Source organism: Polynucleobacter asymbioticus QLW-P1DMWA-1, from assembly GCF_000016345.1.
In the GTDB taxonomy this organism is placed as follows: domain Bacteria; phylum Pseudomonadota; class Gammaproteobacteria; order Burkholderiales; family Burkholderiaceae; genus Polynucleobacter; species Polynucleobacter asymbioticus.
On the sequence record NC_009379.1, the window covers coordinates 1,573,807 to 1,594,940 of the forward strand.

Below are 21,134 nucleotides of genomic sequence, written 5' to 3' on the forward strand. Positions count from 1 at the left end.
GCACCATGCTATATCAGTTACATGAATTTCAAAAAGCCTTACTTCAACCAGTAAGCTCATGGGCGCGCGCAGCCTCAGAAGCTTTTATTAATGCTTCAAACCCAGCCTCCAAGGTTCCCGGTTCAGAGCGTTTAGCGGCCAGCTATGAATTACTCTATCGCTTAGGTAAAAACTACAAAAAGCCAGAGTTTGGAATTCGCTCAGTGATGGCGCATGGCCGTGAAGTAGCTATTCATGAAAGAACGGCTGTTGCAAAACCGTTTTGCAACTTAGTTCGCTTCAAGCGTTTCTCCGATGATGTTGAAGTCATCAAAAAGCTTAAAGAAGATCCGGTTGTTTTAGTGGTCGCGCCCATGTCTGGACATCACTCCACATTATTGCGTGATACCGTTCGCACCCTTTTGCAAGATCACAAGGTTTACATTACCGACTGGATTGATGCACGCCTAGTTCCACTTGAAGATGGTGAATTTGGTTTAGATGACTATGTGCACTATGTTCAAGAATTTATTCGCACGATTGGCGCAGAAGATCTGCACGTCATTTCCGTATGCCAACCAACAGTACCCACATTAGGCGCAATTTCTTTGATGGCTTCTGCTGGTGAGAAAACGCCTGCATCCATGATCATGATGGGCGGTCCGATTGATGCTCGTAAATCACCTACTGCGGTGAACAACTTAGCCGAACAAAAATCACATGAGTGGTTTGAGAGTCATGTGATTTATAACGTGCCACCAAATTACCCAGCAGCAGGCCGTCGCGTGTATCCAGGCTTCTTGCAACACACTGGCTTTATTGCCATGAACCCACAAAACCACTTGCAGTCTCACTGGGATTATTTCCAGAACTTGGTGCGTGGTGATGAGCAAGATGCTGAATCACATATTCGCTTCTACGATGAGTACAACGCGGTATTAGATCTTGATGCCAAATTCTATCTAGACACCATCAAAACAGTATTCCAAGACTATTCATTACCAAATGGTACATGGGAAGTTTCTGGAAAATTAGTGAAGCCTCAAGATATTAAGAAGACTGCACTTCTCACAGTTGAGGGTGAGTTGGATGATATTTCTGGCAGTGGTCAGACCCGCTCAGCACATGCTTTATGTGCAGGTATTCCAAAAGAGCATAAAGATCATTATGAAGTTGCTGGTGCTGGTCACTACGGCATCTTTGCTGGTCGTCGTTGGCGTGAAAAGGTTTATCCAAAAATTAAATCCTTTATTCGTGAACATCATCCGGCCCAAAGAAAAACCAAAGCGCGCCTACCAAAGTTAGACGCGAAGTAAATCAAGATAATGAGAGACCTCAGCGTCTCTCATTTACTTAAGACCCACTGATTGATGAAGACTATCCAGGCGCAAGAATTAAGCAATCGCCTAGATGATGTTCTTCCGCAAACCCAATGCACTAAATGCGGTTACCCAGACTGTCGGTCTTACGCCGAAGCCATGGCACAAGGAGATGTACTTCCAAATCGCTGTCCTCCAGGAGGGGTTGAAGGCGTCAAACGCTTGAGCGCCATTCTCAGCCCCATTTATCCCCAGGATGCATTTGATCTTCATCCCTACGTCAACCCTGAGTGTGGCGAAGAGCGCCCTAGAGCAGTTGCATTCATTGACCCCCAAAAATGCATTGGATGCACCTTATGCATTCAAGCCTGTCCAGTTGATGCCATCATTGGCGCCTCTAAGCAAATGCATGTCGTTTTAGATGCTTGTTGTACAGGCTGTGATCTCTGTATTCCACCGTGTCCGGTTGATTGCATCAGCATGATCAATGTCACTGGTAGCTCCACTGGCTGGGATGCCTGGTCTCCTGAGTTAGCCCATCTCTCTCGCGAACGTTACAACGAACGAGAATTAAGGCTAGATCGCGAACAAAAAGATAATGATGAACGACTTGCGAAAAAGGCTCAGGCCAAATTAGCGGCAGTTAATGCAGAACAACCGTCCTCGATTGATGAAGAAAATGAAAAAGAGCGTAAGCGCGCCATTATTGCTGCAGCGATTGCCAGAGCACAACTGAAAAAATGATGAACTTAGAAAAGCGCCGCGCATTTTTTGAGCAGTTAAAGGCGAATAACCCAAATCCAGAAACAGAATTGGAATACAGTTCACCTTTTGAATTGCTAATTGCCGTACTACTATCTGCCCAAGCAACGGATGTCTCGGTAAACAAAGGTACCCGCAAACTATTTAAGATTGCCAACACCCCGCAAGCCCTTTTAGATCTTGGCGAAGAAGGTGTCCGTCCTTATATTCAGCACATTGGCCTATTTAATTCCAAGGGTAAGCATATTCAAGAAACTTGCCGTCTTCTGCTAGAAAAACATGCTGGCCAAGTACCCGAAACACGGGAAGAACTAGAGGCACTACCAGGCGTAGGCCGTAAAACAGCCAACGTCATTTTGAATACGGCGTTTGGTCAACCCACAATGGCTGTTGATACCCATATCTTTCGCGTTTCTAATCGAACTGGGCTAGCCCCTGGCAAAGATGTTTTAAAAGTAGAAGAGCAATTGCTCAAGCGGGTACCAAAAGAGTATCTACAAGATGCACATCATTGGCTTATTCTGCATGGAAGATATACCTGCAAGGCTCGCAGCCCTGAGTGTGCACAATGCATTGTTGAACCACTCTGTGGATTTAAACAAAAAACTGGTAAAGGAAAAGTTCGTGGCGATATTTAACCCAACTCGTGAAGAAGTACGGCGTTTTTTCTGTGATACCTGGAAAAAGAAAACAGAAAATCATATTCTGGATCCTATGGAAACCTTGGCGGGTGATTGGATGACGGAGCATCCTGAATATCATGCCTTGCTAGGGGATCCTGAAGGGGCGCTAGGACAAGATTACACACCTGAACGTGGCGAAACCAATCCGTTTTTACATCTCTCGATGCATCTCTCCATTAGCGAACAAATCTCTATCAATCAACCGCCGGGCATTAAAGAAATAGCGGAAAAATTATCTAAGAAATTGGGTTCTGAGCATGAAGCACAGCACTTGATGATGGAATGCTTGGGGCAAGTGATGTGGGAAGCGCAAAGAGAAGGCCAGCCACTCAATCCCGAGAATTATCTCGAAGCATTAAAGCGGCTGGTTTAAGTCTCAAAGAGGTTCAAAGAGATGGGTCTTTTGCCCATCTTGAGTTTCTTGAAAAATGACTTTTACTTTTTGCCCTACTCGAATCGAATCAAAATCGCAGTTGGTCAAATGCGTTAGCAAAGAGATTCCCTCTGTAAGACGTACATAGGCCATTGCAAATGGAACTTCCACTCCGCGTCGCATCACCGTATAAGAATAGATCTCACCCACTCCATCAGAATTAACCCAAGTTGTGTCATCGCTTCCGCAATGGGGGCAAATAGTGCGAGGATAGTAATGCACCTCTTTGCAAGCGTTGCAATGCTTCAGCACTAACTGATTATTTTGAGCGGCCTCTAAAAATACTGTATTTTCAGGGTTGCTAATGGGGCTTGGTAAACGATGTTCCTGTTTTTCTTGACTCATTGTGTTCTCCCCATAATTAATACTGCTGCGCCATGACGGGTTCCGAGTGCACCACCAATTCCAGAAGCTAAAGCAAACTCTAAATTCGGAACTTGCACTGCTGGATGCGCTTCACCACGCAATTGTCTTACTGCCTCAATGACTTTAGTCATTCCACCACGATTAGCGGGGTGGTTGTTGCATAAGCCCCCGCCATCGGTATTAAAAGCAAGCCTTCCTTGCCCAGAAATGAGCTGGCCACCTTCCACAAACTTTCCGCCCTCACCTTTTTTACAAAAGCCAAGGTCCTCAAGCTGAATCAATACAGTAATAGTGAAGCTATCGTAAATAGAGGCGTAACGAATTTGCTCTGGAGTGAGCTTTGCTTCTTTGAAGGCTAATGGAGCTGCCCATGCTAAACCTGAGTAAGTCAGGTCAACCTTACCTCCCATTTGGCCTTTGGTGGTTTCACCGGCGCCCATCATTGTCACTACTGGCTTTTTCAAGGTTTTAGCAATGTCGGGATGAACCACAACCAATGCCCCACCGCTATCGGTCACGACACAACAATCTGCACGATGCAATGGATCAGCAATCATCGGCGAGTTCAGCACATCCTCAACAGTGAGAACGTCTTTTAATGCAGCATTGGGATTATGTTGCGCATGATGAGACGCAGCGACTTTGATCCAAGCCAATTGTTCACTGGTAGTACCAAACTCATACATATGACGCATCGCGCACATTGCATACGTATTTAAAGGTGCTGGGGAGTACGGTTTCTCAAAAGCAAAGTCGGGCGCACTCGCATATTGGCTACGGACTTGTGTACCGCTAGAACCTTCAGACTTAGGACGTCCTGCTAAGGTGATTAATGCCACCTTGCATTGACCAGCTGCAATTGCACGAGCAGCATGGTTCACATGGGTTAAGTAGGAGGAGCCTCCAGTATCGGTTGAGTCGAGATACTTGAGTTTTTTTAACCCTAAGTAATCCGCCATCGATACGGGACCCATACCAGGCGCATCGCCCGCACAAAAATAACCATCGACATCATCTAAGGTTAAGCCAGCATCCAATAAAGCACCGCGTGCTACCTCGGCATGAAGTTGGGCTACGGTATGGTTAGGGGCGACTCGTAAGGGGTGCTCATATATTCCTGCGATACAAGCATTTGAGGCAACAGACATAACTCTTCCTTTATTGAATTGCTTTATGCAGACTTTTGAAGCATCGGCACACCGCTTAACTCTTGTAATTCCTCAAAACTTAAACCATCTATCCAGTCAACAGCGAGCAAACCTTTTGGGGTGACTTCAATGGTTGCGAGATCTGTATAGATGCAATCGACCGCAGCTAAGGCTGTTAATGGATAAGTGCACTCAGATACCAACTTAGATTCGCCTGACTTTGTTAAATGCTCCATCATCACGAATAATTTTTTAGCGCCAAGGGCTAGATCCATTGCACCACCAACTGCTGGAATCGCCTTAGGGTCGCCAGTGCGCCAATTGGCGATATCCCCTTTTACAGAGACCTGAAAAGCACCTAAGACACAGATATCAATATGCCCGCCTCGAATCATCACAAAAGAATCCGCGTGATGGCATAGTGATGCGCCTGGAAGCATGGTGACAGGTTGCTTGCCCGCATTGACCAGTTCTTCATCAATCTCATCACCCTGAGCCAAAGGGCCCATACCAAGGAGGCCATTTTCCGAATGCAGCAAAATTTCTTTATCGGATGGTAGGTAGTTAGAGATCGTCATAGGCTGACCAATCCCCAAATTGACATGAGCACCATCTGGAATATCTTGAACAATGCGCTTGGCAATATCTGCTGTTGTTCGCTTTTGCACCTTAGAAAGATCAATCATGACTTTGCTCCAGCAAGCACAATACGTTTAACAAAAATGCCTGGAGTCACAATGACCTCGGGATCCAATTCTCCCAACTCAACCACTTGATTAACTTGTGCAATAGTGCAACTCGCAGCGGTGGCCATAATAGGACCAAAGTTACGACCTGTACGGTGATAAGTGAGATTGCCCCAACGATCACCTTTATCCGCCTTAATAAGGGCGTAGTCGGCTTTAATGGCAAATTCAAAAATATGATTCACGCCATCAATCACTCGAGTGTCTTTTCCTATGGCAAGCTCCGTACCAAATCCGGTAGGAGTATAAAAACCACCGATACCGGCACCACCCGCCCGAATACGCTCAGCAAGCGTTCCTTGTGGCACTAGCTCCAACTCAATTTTTCCTGCGCGATACAAGTCATCAAAGGCGCCTGATTCTGGCTGACGCGGAAAGGAGCAAACCATCTTTTTAACCTGACCTCTAGCAATTAATTTAGAGATGCCAATGCCGGAGTTGCCCGCATTATTGCTGATGATGGTGAGATCTTTAGCACCCTGCTCCGCAAGAGCGTCCAATAAGAACATCGGTGAGCCAGCACCCCCAAAACCTGAAACCAAAATGGTTGAACCACTGGCAATATCCCGCACAGCATCAGCCACGCCGGGAATAATTTTTTGTATCACTACAAGTCTCCATCTATTTTTTTATTATGGGTACTACTATTCAGCTTTTTGCTGATTTACCACTAATTTAATGCATTTGAGAAATTGCTGAGCGAATTGCATTGGGGAGCTTTGCTGCCAGAGCCTTTCTAGACTCTAAGGTCGCCTTAGCGGTCTCTTGGGTTCTTACGGACCACACAGAACCAGGGAAGTAGGCATCATCTTGATAGCGTGGAATCACGTGCCAATGAATATGAGGCACCATATTACCCAAGGCAGCCAAATTAATCTTGTCTGGATCCATCACATCTCGAATAGCCTCTTCGACAGCAAACACCAAAGACATGATGTGATCCCGCTCTCCATAGGTGAGATCAGACATATCAGCGACATGATGATTCCAAATGACCCTGCAAAAACCAGGCAGATCCGGATCATTTACCAAGATGACACGACAGTAATCTCCACGCCAAATAAGCTCACCTTCGGAAGGTGTGAGATCTTCTTTACACAGTACGCAATTAGTCATGGGAAGAATGTAAACGAAAACGGCATCTAAGTCACCCTTGTGGGGTAATTTAGATGCCGCGGCAGTATGGGTACTACTGCTACTACAGACTACTTAGGGATTCTAATTAGTGGAACTGCTCTTCTTCAGTAGAACCAGTTAAGGCCGTTACGGAAGACTTACCACCTTGAATAACTGTTGTTACATCATCGAAATAACCAGTACCAACTTCTTGCTGATGTGAAACGAAGGTGTATCCACGATCACGTGCTGCAAATTCTGGCTCTTGTACTTTCTCGATGTAGGCAGTCATACCGCGTTGCATGTAGTCTTGCGCCAAGTCGAACATGTTGTACCACATAGAGTGGATACCAGCGAGAGTAATAAATTGATACTTGTAACCCATCGCGCCCAACTCACGTTGGAATTTAGCAATTGTTGCGTCATCCAGGTTTTTCTTCCAGTTGAAAGAAGGTGAGCAGTTGTATGCCAACATCTTTCCTGGGAACTTCGCACGAATTGCTTCAGCAAACTGACGAGCAAAATCCAGATCAGGAGTACCTGTTTCACACCAAACCATATCTGCGTAAGCAGCGTATGCGAGACCACGGGAGATCGCCTGATCTAAGCCCTTACGTGTTTTGTAGAAGCCTTCTGGAGTACGCTCGCCTGTCAAGAATGGCTTGTCATTCTCATCGTAGTCTGAGGTCAACAAGTCGGCAGCTTCAGCATCGGTACGGGCCAAGATGATCGTCGGAGTACCCATTACGTCTGCAGCCAAACGTGCAGAGATCAATTTTTGAACTGATTCAGATGTAGGCAACAAGACCTTACCACCCAAGTGACCGCACTTCTTCACTGAAGACAATTGGTCTTCAAAGTGAACGCCAGCAGCACCTTGCTTGATCAATGCCTTGCTTAACTCAAATGCATTCAATACGCCACCGAAACCTGCTTCAGCATCAGCAACGATTGGCGCGAAATATTCGATAAAGCCAGCATCGCCACGCTGAATACCTTTTGCAGTTTGAATTTCGTCAGCACGTTGGAATGAGTTATTAATACGCTCAACCATTTTAGGAACTGAATCTACTGGATATAAAGATTGGTCTGGATACATCGCTGCGTATGAGTTACCGTCAGCAGCCACTTGCCAACCAGATAAATAAATTGCTTGTACGCCAGCTTTAACTTGTTGCATTGCTTGACCACCAGTCAAAGCACCTAAACAGTTAACGTAAGCTTCGTTATTAACCAATTCCCATAGACGCTCTGCGCCATGCTTGGCTAAAGTGTGCTCAATCTTCAATGAGCCGCGAAGACGTACAACGTCCTCAGCCGTATAACCACGAGTAATACCTTTCCAGCGTGGATTGGTGTCCCAATCTTTTTGTAACGCTGCGATTTCTGCTTTGCGATCTGCCATGTTTTTCTCCCTAAGTTAAACAAGTACTTCGAAATATTGAGACATTTAAGTCTTATGTCTTATATAAGAGTTTAGATGCTAAATAAAACCTAGCAAGAGCAAATCAGAAAATTTTCTAAATTATTTAGTTCATAAAATTCAATTACTTAGAATTACATTTTTATAATGCGGAATGAATATTCATCACTTGGAATAAACCAATTGGGCTGATATTGCACCGCATTTTACGCAGCGTAATGACATTTCATATGATGAAATTAATTACCCGTAATTTAGACCGCTTTGGATACAGTGTTTGAGGACACCTTAAAGACCGTCGGAATAATCATTATCTGGAAGATGGCAATACCAATAAATAAGGCCTTTGGAAGTCCGGCGTCCATAAAGAAACCAAAGATAAATGGGCCGACCGCTGCGCCCAAATCAATACCGGAATAAACAATTCCATAAACACGACCCGATACCCCCTTAGGGGTAGCTAGTTTTACCAATAGATCACGCGAAGGTGCAACGACACCGTAACCAAAGCCAAGCGCGAAAAAGATGAATGGAATTATTTCCGCAGAAACCATTCCTGTTGCAAGCAGCAAACACATCACCACTGTCACCGACAAACAAGAACTCACGATACGTTCAGGCGCCTTTAACTTAGCTGCTAAATATCCACCGAATAAGACGCCACCAGCACTTCCTAGCGCCAACAACGTAATGAAATAACTTCCTACGTCGATTGGAATTTGATAGACTTTAAAGAGTCCGCTAGGTGCAAATGATTGCAGACTAGAAGTAGAAGCCATGCTAAAGAAAAAGAATATCCAACATAACCACACTGCTGGCAGCTTTAGAAATGCAAAAGCACTAGCTGGGGCACCACCAGGGTTAATAGCTTGTTCATCAGCATGAGACTGTGCATGCCGCTCTTTTACATCATCAATGAGTTGAGACTTATTTAACCAAAGAATCAAAAGTATCAGGGCTTCTAGAGCAGCTGCTGAGAGAAAGGCCATCCGCCAATCAGACAACTGTGCGATCCCGACCATAAAGGCTGGAGCAGCAGCCCACCCCAAATACCCCGTTACTCCATGCATGGAATAGGCATAAGGTAAATTGGGAGGTGAAATTTTATGGTTAATTAAAGTGTAATCCACTGGGTGAAAAACACCATTACCTAAACCCGCAATCACAGCACCCAAGATAAGCATCGAATAGCCAGTGCTTTGAGAATACGTGAGGCCAGCAAGCGATAAGAGAGCCACACCGGCAAATAAGACTGGTCTTGCCCCAATCCGATCGACTAAAAATCCAGATGCGGCTTGCACTATGCAAGACACCACAAAGAAAATCGACATGAGTAAACCGAGCTCTGCATAGCTAAGAGCAAACTCATTCTTCAACCATGGAAACATGGGTGGAAGAACTAAATGAAAGAAATGTGAGCTACCGTGCGCCAGGCTAATGAGACCAATAACCCGGACATCACTGGCACGCCTGATTTGCGCAACAGTCATGTGCTTATTGTATGGCAGTCTACGTCATCATTTAATCGAGCTGCGCCCCAGAGGCCTTCACAATTTTGACCCACTTAGCTAACTCATCTTTAAGCAAGGTAACGAGCCTGGATGGGGTAACTGGACTCAAATCCAATCCTTGCGCAGCCAGTTTTTCTCGAACCTCAGGACTTGCCATTACTTTATCCATCGCAGACTGTATTTTCTTGACTACTGCAGCTGGGGTACCTATAGGCGCGAACAATGCAACCCAGACTTCACCCACACAGTCGGGATAAGTTTCTGCAATCGTTGGAATTTCTGGGGCAGCGCTAGAGCGTTTAGCAGAGCTAATGGCAATAGCTTGTAACTTACCTGCCTTAATGTAATTTAAGGCAGAAGGTAGGCTTGCGAAAGCCAGTGGCACTTGACCACCCAATACATCATTAATTGCCGGAGCAACCCCTTTGTAGGGAATGTGCTGCATATCAATACCCGCGCTCGTATTTAACATCGCACCCAGCAAATGACTGATCGTTCCATTTCCCGCTGAAGCATAAGACAGTTCACCAGGCTTCCTTTTAGCTGCCGCAACGACTTCAGCAAGTGTTTTATATGGAGATCCTGGTGGAGAAACCAAAACGTAAGGGGTGGCGCCAATGTAATACACCGGAATGAAATCATTAATTGGATCAAATCCAGGGTTCTTATAGAGAGCGGGATTAATAGCTTGTGCACTGTTAATCGTGAGCAACAGGGTGTATCCGTCTTTGGGAGCACGCGCTACGCCTTGGGTTCCAATATTGCCGCCAGCACCTGGCTTGTTCTCTACGATCACAGAAGAGCCAATAGCCTCGCCAAAAGCGGGTGCCATCAAACGGGCAACAATGTCATTGGTACCGCCTGCTGTTTGGGGAACGACTAAAGAGATGGGCTTACTTGGATAAGCCTGGGCAAATACCAAACCCGCAAGACTGATCCCGAAAAAGAAAGCTACCCCTCTAATCTTTTTCTTATTCATAGCTATCCCCATTAAGCATGAAGATTTAAGCGCGCACGTACATCTCCTACATGCCCCTTAAGGTCATAAAGTTCTTTTGAATCCATCATCGAAACTTTGATATTGCCAACTCGATTTTCAATCGCTTCCAAATCCTTAAAGTTCTTATCCCGCATAGCTGGGTTATGGGCATTTTTTTCAATTTCTCGCAGTTCTGCGTAAACGCGAGCAAGCTTTAAGCGTAATAAAAAGTTCTTCGCCGTTGGGACATAAGTAAAGAGGGGGATAAAAATCACGAGCAAAGGAATGACAATCTTCGCAAAACGCCCTACCCAGACCGCAGTCCAAAATGGTAAGTGGCGATGCAAGAATGATGGTCCATCCTTGAGATAAATTTCAGCATCAACGTGAAGCGGAAAATCCATTCCCGAACTAGATGGAAACTCCCCCACCTTTTGTAAACGCGAATACGATTTCAAAATATCGTAAGAGGCACTTAACATTAAGGAAATCATGGCAGGACTGACATTGTCACGAGTGACTAATGTTGCAGTTGGTGCGATTACTTGTATATCTTGGCGTGGTAGATCATATTCAATACTTAATAATCCACGTGGAACGGTTACCTTAGATAAGTAAGGCATGTTTCTCGTATAAGCGTCTGCTTGATCAAAGCTCATCACATGAATGCCGGGAATTTGGTAAAACTTATCAAGCACTGGTGCCTCGGCAGCAGCCACAATAAATACAGCGTCCAAGTCGCCCTTAGATAGCTTCTCTAGAGCCTGATCAGGTTTGAGTCTTTGAGTGTGTAATTGGTCTTCGGAAATTCCGCTAGCCTTAAGCAATGCAGTAGATAGGGCTAGAGTGCCGCTTCCCTCATTGCCTATGGCCACGCGCTTTCCTTTGAGCTGACCGAGAACTTGTAAGCGGCCGCCATCAGCTTTGAATGCAGACTCTCGATACCAAACCCAAACCGGCTCATAAAACATACCCGCTATAGAGACCAAATGCGGATATTTAGAAACATCAGCGACTCCTCCTTGCACCATTGCAAAGTTAACGCCTGAGTTGGGATCAGCTAATAAGGCCAAATTATCAATAGTGCCACCGGTTGCTTTGACATTTAAGGTCACACCCTCGCTAGCCACCTCGGCCTTTAAACGCTCACCAAACTGGTAGTACAGTCCCGTTGGAAAACCAGTAGCCACCTCAATGACTTTTGGTGGAGGCGGAACTAAGATCCAAAGCACTGCAAAAATAGAAATTAATAGAACGCAGAATCCAATGACCAATGCAAAAGGGTTGTAGAGATATTTTTTTAATGATGTCATAGTACTTCTCTTGTTCAAATATGAATTAAGCAACAAGCTCGCGCACAAACTACTGCCGAACTTGATTAACAATCAAATGCACTTGATTAGCGCCAACCTTAACAGTCTGCGGAGAAGACAGCAAATCTCCAGCCTCAGGCTTAGCCATTCCAGTTTTAGATATTCTCACTTCAAGCGTAACCTCAGGCAGCTTTGAAAGCGGCTGATTGGGATTCATGGCCAAAGCATCATTTAAAGCAAAGCGCATTGGAAACTCGGCAGCAGATTCACGTAGAACGGCTACCGGCATCCGCTCACCCGGTTGACGCGCAATCACCATCAGAACATCACCTGGTTTCACTTTAGACTTAAGTTCAGCTGATAACTCCACTACGCCACTAATCCCTTTTCCAGTTGATGCTACTGCTGGAGCGGATAGTCCGCCTTTGGTTCGCGCTTCGGCAATTGAGCCCTCAATAGCACGAGCTTCGTCAGTATTAGGGGGTAATTGTTTAGATAGTTTTTCCCAAGTTTGTACTGCTGCCTTGTAATTACCAGAGGTATACGATGCCGTTCCGGATAACCAAAGCGCTAAGAAATTATTCGGGTCGATCTTTAGTGCTTGATTAATTAGTTGCAAGGGCTTGCCAGAAAAATTGCCATTGGCAATGGTTGCCAAGGTATCGGCATACTCAGCCAATAGCTCTGGATCTGAATCCAGATAGGTTCCAGCACGCCCATAGGCTTTTGCAGCATCTTCTGTGCGGCCTAAGATCCGATAAGAGCGCGCCAACATAGCCCACCCTTTTAAATTATCTGGATCTTGTTCCATCTTGGCAGCAAATTCAGCCACCATTTTTTGTACCGCTTCTTGAGACACCGGCTTTTGAGATGCCTGTTGCGCAACCCGCACGCCATCCCCTAAGAAAATATACAGTCCAACTGAAATCAATGTAATGAAGATGCAGATGCCAATCACCGTCTTGGCTGGAGACCCCATGGTGGCCCGGTCATCCTCCTCGGTCGTATCCTGAAAAAGACGTTGGCGCATTTCCGCATGACTCATCTCATACTCTTGGACATTAATAGCACCTGCGATGCATTCAGTCTCAAGCTTCTCAAGTTCGTCACGATAAATTGCAGCATTCATTTGGCGACGTGAGGTTCCCTCATCTTTGCCAGCATAAATAAATGGCCTGAGCAGCAATACGAATACTAAGACCAGCAATAAGAAAGCGGCGATCAAGAAACTAGTCATGCTTTTTTATCCCCATCATCTGGTGCAATAGCATTGAGTAAGTCATCAATTTTTTTATTGTCATCAGTAGTCAGTGTTTTGGGTGCTACCAGAGCATTGCGACGGCGCAAGTAAATCAGTAAACCGGCGATCCCAAATGCCAAAATGACAAATGGTCCTATCCAGAGCAGCCAAGTTATAGGCTTTACAGGAGGACGATACAAAACAAAATCACCATAACGCTCAACCATAAATGACCTAATTTGATCATCTGTCTTACCCTCACGAATCAGGGTGCGAATCTCGGCACGAAGATCATTTGCCAGATCTGAACGAGATCCAGCCAAGGATTCGTTCTGACAAACTAAGCAGCGCATTTCCTCGGAAATGCTGATCAACCGTTGCTCCGTTACCGGATCTTCTGCCAATGGAACAGCATCTTTAGCGCTAGCGAACTGCATACCAACCGCAAGAATGAGCATGAAAAAAAATTGCTTCATGATTTTTTAAGCTCATTGATTAATGGGTAGATTTTCTGGTGCAAGATCTCAGTAGTAATAGGGCCGATCTGCTTGAAGCGAATAATTCCAGCCTTATCAATCACATAAGTCTCTGGCACACCATAAACCCCATAATTAATGCCTACGCGCCCATTACCATCAAATGCGGAGAGTGTGTACGGGTTACCTTGTCTAGCCAACATCGCTAGCGCATCATCACGCTGATCTTTGTAATCCAAGCCAATCAACGGCGCAATTTGTGCCTTAGACAACTGAAGCAACATAGGGTGTTCTTCACGACATGCAACACACCAAGATGCCCAAACGTTGAGGATCCAAACTTGGCCCTTGAGGCTTTCTGGTGAGAAGGTTTTGTTAGCTTGCTCTAACTGCGGAACTTGAAAAGCGGGTGCAGGCTTACCAATTAATGGAGAAGGCAGTTCATGGGGATCGCGGTTCAAACCAATCGCCAAGAAACCTACCAAGATCACAAATAGTAATAAAGGGATCAGAAATTTCAGTTTCATGAACCCACTCTTTTTAATTTGATGCGATAGCGCTTATCGGATATCGCCAAAACACCACCCAAGGCCATCAATAAACATCCGCCCCAAATCCAATCAACAAACGGCTTGTAATAAACCCTAACAGCCCAAGATTTATCGTCGAGTTCTTCACCCAAAGAAACATAAATATCTCTGGTTAAGCCTGCATTGATTGCCGCTTCAGTCATGGGCATCGTAGAAGAAAAATAGCTACGCTTCTCAGGGTTTAGGGTTGCTTGGGCAACGCCATCCTTGCTCAATAAAAAGCTACCTCGTATCGCTTTGTAATTCGGTCCGGCTACAGGATTAACGCCTTGGAGCTGAATTTGATATCCACCAACAGTCACCGATTCACCAGCCAACATGCGAACATCTTTTTCCTCTTGATAAGCACCTACCATCGTGACGCCAATCACAAAGATGGCAATCCCGAGATGAGCTATTTGCATACCGATAAATGAACGCGTTGGCTTGCCTGCTTTGGCCTGACGAACAATCTGCATACATCCGGAAGCAATGACCCAAAATGCTAGTAGAAAACCAAGCCCGGCAAGCCAAGTAAATTGGCCCATGATTAGTGGTATCAGCACTCCAGCAATTACTGCAACTAATCCTGCTAACCAAAGGCGCTTAATCACAAGGATTAGATTAGTATTTTTCCAATTAGTCCAAGGGCCTATTCCCATGAGAACCAACAAGGGAACCATGATCGGCACAAATACGCTATTGAAATACGGGGGGCCTACTGAAATCTTCCCAAGGTGTAATGCATCAATTAATAATGGATAGAGCGTTCCTAGCAGTACTGAGCCTGCGGACACTACTAAAAATACATTTCCTAGCAAGATAAAAGTCTCTCTTGAGCTCAAATTAAATTTGCCGCCCAAGGAACTTTTAGGTGCTCGCCATGCATAGAGGGTTAATGAAGAACCCACCACCAAGGAAAGAAAAATCAGAATAAAAATACCGCGTCGTGGATCAGTTGCAAAGGCATGCACTGAAGTGAGTACCCCAGAGCGCACTAAAAATGTTCCCAATAAAGAGAGTGAGAACGCAGTGATCGCCAGTAACACTGTCCAGCTTTTGAAGCCACCACGCTTTTCAGTAACCGCCAATGAATGCAATAAAGCGGTGCCGACCAGCCAAGGTATAAATGAAGCGTTTTCTACAGGATCCCAAAACCACCAACCACCCCAACCCAATTCGTAATAAGCCCACCAAGAACCCAGTGCTATACCGAGAGTTAAAAATACCCACGCTGCAGTGGTCCAAGGTCTAGACCAGCGAGCCCAAGCGGCATCCAATCGGCCAGATAACAATGACGCAATAGCAAAAGCAAAGGCCACTGAAAAACCGACGTATCCCATATAGAGCATTGGCGGATGAAACACTAATCCGGGATCTTGCAATAAAGGATTTAGTGAACGGCCATCTTGCGCTGCAGGCAGTAAACGCTCAAAAGGATTGGAAGTAGTTAAAACAAATAGCAATAAACCACTAGCAACCAAACCTAAGACACCAATCACTCGTGCCACCATGAACTCGTCTAAAGCTTTAGAGAGTTGCGCCACTAAGATAGTCCAGGTACTTAATAAAAAGATCCACAGAAGTAGCGAGCCTTCATGTCCGCCCCAGACCGCCCCTAAGCGATAAATTACCGGCAATTGGGAGTTAGAGTGCTCGGCTACATAAAGCACAGAAAAATCATTAACGTAAAAACTCCATGCCAAGATTCCAAAGGCAATCGCTAATAATAAAAATAAGGCTTGGGCAGCAGGTCTAGCCAATACCAACCATTCACGGCGACCATAATGCGCTCCGAGCAAAGGTAATACCCCCTGAATTAAGGAGATGCATAGAGCCAGAATGAGTGCGTAATGTCCAAACTCAGGAATCATTTAGCGCTTCCATTTTTTTGCGCCTGCTCAAGAGCATGCTTTGCTTCAGGTGGCATGTAATTTTCATCATGCTTAGCCAATACTTCGCTAGCAATAAATTCACCTTGGGGATTGAGGTTTCCTTGTATTACTGCGCCCTTACCCTCTTTAAATAAATCTGGAAGAATACCGGTATAAGAAACAGGGATGTCTTTTACTAAATCGGTAATCACAAAGTGCACCGTTAATCCGTCGCGCTTCAAAGAGCCTTCCTTCACCAAGCCGCCAATTCGAAAAGCTTGGCCTTGTGGCGCTTTACCAGCAACCACATCGCTTGGAGTGACATAAAGAGCGATATTGCTATTGAGTGCATTCAGAATCAGGAGTGCTGCAATACCAATCACCGCGAGGGCTGCAACAATCATCAGGGCACGCTTATGTCTAGGCTTCAATTGCCACCCTCTTTATCAAACTGATCAGCTAAACGCTCTTGTTGAAGTCTACGAATAATGACCCTATTGCGAGCACGGATAGATAAGGGCTCTATTAATAATACAGCCGCGCAAACGCCGAAGCTGCTCCACACATACAGTGCGTAGCCACCCATTGCCAAAAACTCTTCAGGACTATTCCACATTAATTTTTTACCTCATCCAATTGTCTCACCCAATCGGTATGGGATTCACGCTCCAAAATAATGGTACGTACTCGCATTAATCCAACTGCAATCGAATACATCCAGAAACACAGCGCCATCAATAACATTCCTAAGAGCATGGTTTGAGCCATCGCAGGGGATTTTGTCAAAGAAACAGAGGCGCCTTGGTGCAAGGTATTCCACCACTTCACTGAAAAATAAATAACGGGGATATTGACCACGCCAACTAAAGCAAGAATAGCACCCGCCTTATCAGCTCTTCTTGGGTTATCAATAGAAGCTTGCAGGGCAATAAAGCCCAAATATAGAAACAGCAAAATTAATTCAGATGTGAGGCGCGCGTCCCACACCCACCAAGCACCCCACATTGGTTTACCCCAAAAGGCCCCGGTCCATAAGGATATGAATGTCATCCAAGCACCAATCGGTGCTAATGCTTGCGCCATCATCGCTGATAGACGCGTATTAAATACAAGGCCTAGTCCAGCCCACATTGCCATCACCAAATAAATAAACATGGACATCCAAGATGCGGGGACATGAATAAAGATAATGCGGTAACCCTGTCCTTGCACCGCATCTACTGGTGCAACAAAAAAACTGACCCAAAGACCAGCAATACCGAAGAGCGCAGTTAAGATCCAAAAAATGGGGATCAGCTTTCCAGCAACTGGATAAAAGGTGCTAGGACTGGATAACTTAAACCAGTTAATCAAACGGCTATTCGAAAAATTATTCACATTACTCATTCAATTGCGATCTTTACAGCAGCAGTGCTGACCCAAGGTACAAATGCTAAAGCCAAAATTAATAACGCGCCGAGCAAGGAAAAATGACCGGAGGTTTCTAACCCAACACTTTGCGCATAGACGGCACCAGCGCCAAAAATCAATACAGGGATATATAGAGGGAGAATCAACAAGCTCATCAGTACGCTGCCACCCCTTACCCCGAGAGTCAGAGCAGCGCCGATAGAGCCTAATAAGGACAATACTGGGGTACCTAATAACAAGGTCGCCATTAATACATATAAGGAGTTAGTCCCTAAATCAAACTGTATGCCAATAATAGGGGCCAATATTACCAACGGTAGCCCACACACCATCCAGTGTGCAATGATTTTTCCAGTCACGAGCAAGACCATAGGCTGAGGAGATAAAGCGATTTGCTCCAAGGCGCCGTCGGCGTAGTCAGCCGCAAACATTCTCTGCAAGCCTAATAAAGTCGATAGCAGTGCGGCAACCCAGATTACCCCTGGGGCAACCTTGCGTAATAAAGCTGCGTCAGCTCCGATACCCAAAGGAAACAAACTCGTAACCACCACAAAGAAAAACAAGGCCGTCAATACTTCGCTCTTGCGGCGCATAACCAAGAGAAGATCACGATGAATCATCGCTAACAAGCCGCTCATAAATCGAGCACCTTTAAGTTCAATAGATTTATAGGCTGATGGCTAGTCAAGATCACTATTCCGTCCAGCATCAAATGAGCTGTAATGAGAGTCTCTAGCTCTGCTACTGCATGGATGTCGAGCGCATTAAATGGCTCATCTAAAATCCATAAGCGCGCTTGACGTGTTACCAAGCGAGCCATCAGCACCCTACGCTTTTGACCCGCTGATAAACAATGAACAGGTAAATGCTCGCGACCGCGTAAGCCAAAACGGCGTAAAGCTGCCATGGCATTTTCATCCGAAAGCACTACGTCATCGATAGCGGCACACATTTTTAAATTCTCTAAAGCGGTGAGGTCTTCCTTGAGTGCATCTCGATGTCCCAAAAATAGTAAGTCGCGATGATAAGTCTGAGACTCTGAGGAAATCGATTGCTGATTCCAGAGCACATCTCCAGACTCCGGTTTGGATAAACCTGTCAGCAAACGCAATAAACTCGTCTTACCTACACCATTCTCCCCGCGGACATGCAGGCATTCTCCAGAGCTAACCTGAAAACTTAAGTCAGCAAATAGCTGTTTTTCGCCACGGACACAGGTCAAAGCAAGCGCCTCTAGCGCTGCACTGGTTTTGCTGATAGTTGGAGAAATATTGGCTGTCATGAGTGGTTTAGGCTTGAATCAAACCGCCTCAAGCATTGTCCAAGAGCCCCCAAGGACTGTCAAACCCGCTGAAATCGATTTTTTAAGAATATTCTCTTTTAATTCAATTGCTTACAGCATTATAAACGAGTACGAAGGTAAATAAAAACCACCCGAAGGTGGTTTTTCCTGAGATTGGGCTGAGATATCCAGCCTTCTCCTTGAATTACTCTTTTTTGGCTGCCTCGATAGCAATCGTAATAGTGACATCGTCGCCTACATTCGGAGCATATTTACCCATATTGAACTCAGTACGTTTTACCTTAGTCACTGCATTAGCGCCGCAATAGTCAGCGCCAGTCATTGGGTGCTTTTTGCACTCAAAATTACTTACTTTTAAGGTCACTGGCTTGCTTACACCCTTGAGCGTCAAAACACCTTTCAATTCAACGGGTTTATCACCTTTAAAAATTATGTCATTCGATTGAAAGGTTGCCGTTGGAAATTGTGTCGTAGATAAAAAATCTTCGCTCTGAATATGACTATTAAAAACAGTTGATCCAGTATCGACTGACTTGGTGTCAATAGTGATATCCGCACTTCCCTTTTTTGCAGCCTGATCAATTGTTACGGTGCCGGTTACGTTATTAAAGCGGCTAGTCTGATTTGAAAAACCTAAATGGTTATATTCAAATTGCGCAAATGTGTGATTTGCATCAGCAGTGTAAGTAGTTGGTGCTGCGTAAACAGAAGTAGCAATGCCTACTGCAGCAAATAAGGCGATAAGTAATTTAGATTTCATGTATTTCTCCGATATAAAAAATGTAATAAAAAAATAGGTTGCTTAATAAAGTTATTTTTGATTGAGCACGAGAATGACCTTAACCGGCACCTCGTTTGCCACGGCTGCTGTATCAGACCACGTTCCTGTACCTAAGGCATAGTCCAGGCGCAATAGCTGAAAAGTGGCATCGAATACCATTTGTTTGCCTTGAGCTTGATACTTAGCAGCCACAAGTACTGGGACAGACTTACCTTTCATGGTAAGCGAGCCGTGTATTTCAAGGTTACCGCTGCTAACCACCTTCACAGATTCTGAAACGAAATTGGCGCTTGGATAAAGCTTAGTATTGAACCAATCCTTACCTTTTGCTTCGTCTTGCAACTCTTCGCCACCAGCATTAAAACTAGAAAGGTCAATCACCAAGTTGGCTTTGGCTTTTTCTGGTTCATCCGAATTAAAAACTACTTTTCCAGAAAACTTTCCAAAGCTACCCGAGAGTTTTGAGCCCATCAATTTACTAGTAAAAGTAATTTTGCTTTTACCCAGGTCAATAGCCGTATATTCAGCAGCACAAAGACTGCTTGAAAAAATGGTTAAGACAGAAAGTGTTGCAATAAAGAATGTACTAATAAGTTTATTTTTCATCATGCGACTTTTTAAAAGACATCCGACTGAGTAAATGGTCTTTATCAACAAATTGGTGCTTTAATGCAGCCAAAACATGTAAGCCAACCAAAGCCATTAAACCATTTGCCAAAAATTCATGTACTTCCTTTAATTGATGGCCCAGTGCTTTATCTTGAGAAACCAGATCAGGCAATTCAAAAAGGCCGAAATAATTAACGGTATAGCCTTTAGCAGAACTCATTAACCAGCCAACCACTGGAATAGCCAGCATCAGGAGGTACAGGGCTAAATGGGTTAATTGCATGACTTTTTCTTGCCAAGCGGGCATGCTTGTCTTGAGAGCGGGGGCTGGATGGGTCAGGCGCCAAAGGATACGCACAAGCACCAAGAAAAAGATGGTGGTGCCCAGCCATTTATGCCAACTCAGCCCAGTGATTCGAGTAGGGCTTAATGGCAAATCGCTTACCACGATCGCAATAGACCATGTAACTAAAACAAGGATTGCCATGACCCAATGCAACAGGATGGCGATAGTCGAATATCGTGTATTAGTCATTAGCCACGCAACTGCTTAGTAATCTTGGCTATACGTTCACCATACAAACGCGCCGTTTCCAAATCCCCAGGATTTACTTCATCAGCACTTGCATCGGACGGTGTTGTCATCATTGCGCCAGCAGATGAGCCAACATAGTTCACATCATCGCGCTTGGCTGATTTTGCATTGGATGGCATTAAGCCTGTTCCGACCCATAATCCAGAGTGCTGCATTGCTAAGGTAAAGAAATAATGCAAGGTGGAATGTTTGTCACCATTCATAGTTGCGGAATTGGTAAAGCCGCCGAATACCTTATCTTTCCACTGCTGTGAAAACCATTGTTTAGAGCTCGCATCAGCGAACTTCTTAAATTGCCAACTCACAGTCCCCATATAGGTTGGAGAGCCGAAAACAATCGCGTCGGCCTCATTTAGCGTTACCCATTGAGCATCAGTAATATTGCCCTCAGCATCAATTGCCACCAGAGTACCATTAGCGCCTTTGGCAATAGCCTCTGCTTGTTTTACTGTGTGACCATAGCCACTATGAAATACGACCGCTACTTTAGTCATGCGTT

General features: G+C 45.0%; 26 protein-coding genes. 4 read left to right on the plus strand and 22 right to left on the minus strand.

All coding sequences use genetic code 11. The features are described 5' to 3' along the window. The first annotated feature begins 5 nt into the window (after positions 1-5). From PNUC_RS07825 to PNUC_RS07840, 4 genes are read left to right on the plus strand one after another with little or no spacing between them, the layout of a single operon-like run. Complete coding sequence (locus tag PNUC_RS07825; protein ID WP_011903334.1) at positions 6-1,295, plus strand: polyhydroxyalkanoate depolymerase; 1,290 nt, start codon at positions 6-8, stop codon at positions 1,293-1,295. A 54-nt stretch (positions 1,296-1,349) separates the two neighbouring features. Continuing rightward, positions 1,350-2,042, plus strand: a complete 693-nt coding sequence (rsxB, locus tag PNUC_RS07830) for an electron transport complex subunit RsxB (protein ID WP_011903335.1) — start codon at positions 1,350-1,352, stop codon at positions 2,040-2,042. Then, on the plus strand, positions 2,042-2,698 hold the full coding sequence (gene nth, locus PNUC_RS07835; protein ID WP_048812140.1) for an endonuclease III: 657 nt from the start codon (positions 2,042-2,044) through the stop codon (positions 2,696-2,698). Before rsxB ends, nth begins: the two co-directional genes overlap by 1 nt. Continuing rightward, the gene (locus PNUC_RS07840; protein ID WP_048812281.1) at positions 2,691-3,116 is read left to right on the plus strand and encodes a DUF1841 family protein; all 426 of its coding nucleotides are present in this window, start codon (positions 2,691-2,693) and stop codon (positions 3,114-3,116) included. Before nth ends, PNUC_RS07840 begins: the two co-directional genes overlap by 8 nt. A 3-nt stretch (positions 3,117-3,119) precedes the next feature. On the opposite strand, the gene PNUC_RS07845 is transcribed toward PNUC_RS07840, so the two are convergent. The 22 genes from PNUC_RS07845 to PNUC_RS07950 all read right to left on the minus strand — a co-directional run bounded on the left by PNUC_RS07845 (position 3,120) and on the right by PNUC_RS07950 (position 21,129). Beyond that, positions 3,120-3,521 (minus strand): Zn-ribbon domain-containing OB-fold protein, encoded by a 402-nt coding sequence (locus PNUC_RS07845; protein ID WP_011903338.1) that lies wholly within the window; start codon positions 3,519-3,521, stop codon positions 3,120-3,122. Beyond that, entirely contained in the window at positions 3,518-4,690 is a 1,173-nt protein-coding gene (locus tag PNUC_RS07850; protein WP_011903339.1) for a thiolase domain-containing protein, read from the minus strand. Before PNUC_RS07850 ends, PNUC_RS07845 begins: the two co-directional genes overlap by 4 nt. 23 nt (positions 4,691-4,713) lie before the next feature. Further along, positions 4,714-5,376, minus strand: a complete 663-nt coding sequence (locus tag PNUC_RS07855) for a 3-oxoacid CoA-transferase subunit B (RefSeq protein WP_011903340.1) — start codon at positions 5,374-5,376, stop codon at positions 4,714-4,716. Then, the gene (locus PNUC_RS07860) at positions 5,373-6,044 is read right to left on the minus strand and encodes a 3-oxoacid CoA-transferase subunit A (RefSeq protein ID WP_011903341.1); all 672 of its coding nucleotides are present in this window, start codon (positions 6,042-6,044) and stop codon (positions 5,373-5,375) included. The genes PNUC_RS07855 and PNUC_RS07860 overlap by 4 nt, the downstream gene beginning before the upstream one ends. Before the next feature lie 67 nt (positions 6,045-6,111). Then, entirely contained in the window at positions 6,112-6,552 is a 441-nt protein-coding gene (locus tag PNUC_RS07865) for an HIT family protein (protein ID WP_011903342.1), read from the minus strand. A 106-nt stretch (positions 6,553-6,658) separates the two neighbouring features. Then, positions 6,659-7,957, minus strand: a complete 1,299-nt coding sequence (aceA, locus tag PNUC_RS07870) for an isocitrate lyase (protein ID WP_011903343.1) — start codon at positions 7,955-7,957, stop codon at positions 6,659-6,661. Between the two features lie 272 nt (positions 7,958-8,229). Continuing rightward, a complete protein-coding gene (locus tag PNUC_RS07875) occupies positions 8,230-9,465 on the minus strand; it encodes an MFS transporter (protein ID WP_011903344.1) in 1,236 nt (411 codons plus the stop codon). A gap of 31 nt (positions 9,466-9,496) precedes the next feature. After that, positions 9,497-10,465 carry a Bug family tripartite tricarboxylate transporter substrate binding protein gene (locus tag PNUC_RS07880; RefSeq protein WP_011903345.1) on the minus strand — a complete coding sequence of 323 codons (969 nt, stop codon included), beginning with the start codon at positions 10,463-10,465 and terminating at the stop codon, positions 9,497-9,499. Positions 10,466-10,476: 11 nt separating this feature from the next. After that, positions 10,477-11,778 (minus strand): TAXI family TRAP transporter solute-binding subunit, encoded by a 1,302-nt coding sequence (locus PNUC_RS07885; RefSeq protein ID WP_011903346.1) that lies wholly within the window; start codon positions 11,776-11,778, stop codon positions 10,477-10,479. Between the two features lie 49 nt (positions 11,779-11,827). Then, a complete protein-coding gene (gene ccmI, locus PNUC_RS07890) occupies positions 11,828-13,015 on the minus strand; it encodes a c-type cytochrome biogenesis protein CcmI (RefSeq protein WP_011903347.1) in 1,188 nt (395 codons plus the stop codon). Further along, positions 13,012-13,494, minus strand: a complete 483-nt coding sequence (locus PNUC_RS07895; RefSeq protein ID WP_011903348.1) for a cytochrome c-type biogenesis protein — start codon at positions 13,492-13,494, stop codon at positions 13,012-13,014. The genes ccmI and PNUC_RS07895 overlap by 4 nt, the downstream gene beginning before the upstream one ends. Next, positions 13,491-14,021 (minus strand): DsbE family thiol:disulfide interchange protein, encoded by a 531-nt coding sequence (locus PNUC_RS07900; RefSeq protein WP_011903349.1) that lies wholly within the window; start codon positions 14,019-14,021, stop codon positions 13,491-13,493. The genes PNUC_RS07895 and PNUC_RS07900 overlap by 4 nt, the downstream gene beginning before the upstream one ends. After that, entirely contained in the window at positions 14,018-15,937 is a 1,920-nt protein-coding gene (locus PNUC_RS07905; RefSeq protein WP_011903350.1) for a heme lyase CcmF/NrfE family subunit, read from the minus strand. The genes PNUC_RS07900 and PNUC_RS07905 overlap by 4 nt, the downstream gene beginning before the upstream one ends. Then, complete coding sequence (gene ccmE / locus PNUC_RS07910) at positions 15,934-16,368, minus strand: cytochrome c maturation protein CcmE (protein WP_011903351.1); 435 nt, start codon at positions 16,366-16,368, stop codon at positions 15,934-15,936. Before ccmE ends, PNUC_RS07905 begins: the two co-directional genes overlap by 4 nt. Continuing rightward, a complete protein-coding gene (gene ccmD / locus PNUC_RS07915) occupies positions 16,365-16,553 on the minus strand; it encodes a heme exporter protein CcmD (RefSeq protein ID WP_011903352.1) in 189 nt (62 codons plus the stop codon). The genes ccmE and ccmD overlap by 4 nt, the downstream gene beginning before the upstream one ends. After that, the gene (gene ccmC, locus PNUC_RS07920; protein WP_011903353.1) at positions 16,553-17,323 is read right to left on the minus strand and encodes a heme ABC transporter permease CcmC; all 771 of its coding nucleotides are present in this window, start codon (positions 17,321-17,323) and stop codon (positions 16,553-16,555) included. The genes ccmD and ccmC overlap by 1 nt, the downstream gene beginning before the upstream one ends. Further along, positions 17,320-17,985 (minus strand): heme exporter protein CcmB, encoded by a 666-nt coding sequence (ccmB, locus tag PNUC_RS07925; RefSeq protein WP_048812141.1) that lies wholly within the window; start codon positions 17,983-17,985, stop codon positions 17,320-17,322. The genes ccmC and ccmB overlap by 4 nt, the downstream gene beginning before the upstream one ends. Beyond that, the gene (ccmA, locus tag PNUC_RS07930; protein WP_011903355.1) at positions 17,982-18,629 is read right to left on the minus strand and encodes a cytochrome c biogenesis heme-transporting ATPase CcmA; all 648 of its coding nucleotides are present in this window, start codon (positions 18,627-18,629) and stop codon (positions 17,982-17,984) included. The genes ccmB and ccmA overlap by 4 nt, the downstream gene beginning before the upstream one ends. A gap of 205 nt (positions 18,630-18,834) precedes the next feature. Continuing rightward, positions 18,835-19,410, minus strand: coding sequence for a YceI family protein (locus PNUC_RS07935; RefSeq protein ID WP_011903356.1), 576 nt, complete (start codon positions 19,408-19,410; stop codon positions 18,835-18,837). Between the two features lie 51 nt (positions 19,411-19,461). Then, the gene (locus PNUC_RS07940) at positions 19,462-20,040 is read right to left on the minus strand and encodes a YceI family protein (protein ID WP_011903357.1); all 579 of its coding nucleotides are present in this window, start codon (positions 20,038-20,040) and stop codon (positions 19,462-19,464) included. Continuing rightward, complete coding sequence (locus PNUC_RS07945; protein ID WP_011903358.1) at positions 20,027-20,575, minus strand: cytochrome b; 549 nt, start codon at positions 20,573-20,575, stop codon at positions 20,027-20,029. Before PNUC_RS07945 ends, PNUC_RS07940 begins: the two co-directional genes overlap by 14 nt. After that, positions 20,575-21,129 (minus strand): flavodoxin family protein, encoded by a 555-nt coding sequence (locus PNUC_RS07950; protein ID WP_011903359.1) that lies wholly within the window; start codon positions 21,127-21,129, stop codon positions 20,575-20,577. The genes PNUC_RS07945 and PNUC_RS07950 overlap by 1 nt, the downstream gene beginning before the upstream one ends. Positions 21,130-21,134: the final 5 nt, after the last annotated feature.

What these genes read in the sequence shown, in the direction of transcription:
- ccmA (WP_011903355.1), bottom strand. Translation starts at nt 18,629, where the DNA reads ATGACAGCCAATATTTCTCCAACTATCAGCAAAACCAGTGCAGCGCTA.
- aceA (WP_011903343.1), bottom strand. Translation starts at nt 7,957, where the DNA reads ATGGCAGATCGCAAAGCAGAAATCGCAGCGTTACAAAAAGATTGGGAC.
- PNUC_RS07855 (WP_011903340.1), bottom strand. Translation starts at nt 5,376, where the DNA reads ATGATTGATCTTTCTAAGGTGCAAAAGCGAACAACAGCAGATATTGCC.
- PNUC_RS07825 (WP_011903334.1), top strand. Translation starts at nt 6, where the DNA reads ATGCTATATCAGTTACATGAATTTCAAAAAGCCTTACTTCAACCAGTA.
- rsxB (WP_011903335.1), top strand. Translation starts at nt 1,350, where the DNA reads ATGAAGACTATCCAGGCGCAAGAATTAAGCAATCGCCTAGATGATGTT.
- ccmB (WP_048812141.1), bottom strand. Translation starts at nt 17,985, where the DNA reads ATGAGCGGCTTGTTAGCGATGATTCATCGTGATCTTCTCTTGGTTATG.
- PNUC_RS07865 (WP_011903342.1), bottom strand. Translation starts at nt 6,552, where the DNA reads ATGACTAATTGCGTACTGTGTAAAGAAGATCTCACACCTTCCGAAGGT.
- PNUC_RS07935 (WP_011903356.1), bottom strand. Translation starts at nt 19,410, where the DNA reads ATGAAATCTAAATTACTTATCGCCTTATTTGCTGCAGTAGGCATTGCT.
- PNUC_RS07850 (WP_011903339.1), bottom strand. Translation starts at nt 4,690, where the DNA reads ATGTCTGTTGCCTCAAATGCTTGTATCGCAGGAATATATGAGCACCCC.
- nth (WP_048812140.1), top strand. Translation starts at nt 2,042, where the DNA reads ATGAACTTAGAAAAGCGCCGCGCATTTTTTGAGCAGTTAAAGGCGAAT.
- PNUC_RS07945 (WP_011903358.1), bottom strand. Translation starts at nt 20,575, where the DNA reads ATGACTAATACACGATATTCGACTATCGCCATCCTGTTGCATTGGGTC.
- PNUC_RS07875 (WP_011903344.1), bottom strand. Translation starts at nt 9,465, where the DNA reads ATGACTGTTGCGCAAATCAGGCGTGCCAGTGATGTCCGGGTTATTGGT.
- PNUC_RS07905 (WP_011903350.1), bottom strand. Translation starts at nt 15,937, where the DNA reads ATGATTCCTGAGTTTGGACATTACGCACTCATTCTGGCTCTATGCATC.
- PNUC_RS07940 (WP_011903357.1), bottom strand. Translation starts at nt 20,040, where the DNA reads ATGATGAAAAATAAACTTATTAGTACATTCTTTATTGCAACACTTTCT.
- PNUC_RS07845 (WP_011903338.1), bottom strand. Translation starts at nt 3,521, where the DNA reads ATGAGTCAAGAAAAACAGGAACATCGTTTACCAAGCCCCATTAGCAAC.
- PNUC_RS07895 (WP_011903348.1), bottom strand. Translation starts at nt 13,494, where the DNA reads ATGAAGCAATTTTTTTTCATGCTCATTCTTGCGGTTGGTATGCAGTTC.
- ccmD (WP_011903352.1), bottom strand. Translation starts at nt 16,553, where the DNA reads ATGTGGAATAGTCCTGAAGAGTTTTTGGCAATGGGTGGCTACGCACTG.
- PNUC_RS07900 (WP_011903349.1), bottom strand. Translation starts at nt 14,021, where the DNA reads ATGAAACTGAAATTTCTGATCCCTTTATTACTATTTGTGATCTTGGTA.
- PNUC_RS07950 (WP_011903359.1), bottom strand. Translation starts at nt 21,129, where the DNA reads ATGACTAAAGTAGCGGTCGTATTTCATAGTGGCTATGGTCACACAGTA.
- ccmC (WP_011903353.1), bottom strand. Translation starts at nt 17,323, where the DNA reads ATGAGTAATGTGAATAATTTTTCGAATAGCCGTTTGATTAACTGGTTT.
- ccmI (WP_011903347.1), bottom strand. Translation starts at nt 13,015, where the DNA reads ATGACTAGTTTCTTGATCGCCGCTTTCTTATTGCTGGTCTTAGTATTC.
- PNUC_RS07880 (WP_011903345.1), bottom strand. Translation starts at nt 10,465, where the DNA reads ATGAATAAGAAAAAGATTAGAGGGGTAGCTTTCTTTTTCGGGATCAGT.
- PNUC_RS07885 (WP_011903346.1), bottom strand. Translation starts at nt 11,778, where the DNA reads ATGACATCATTAAAAAAATATCTCTACAACCCTTTTGCATTGGTCATT.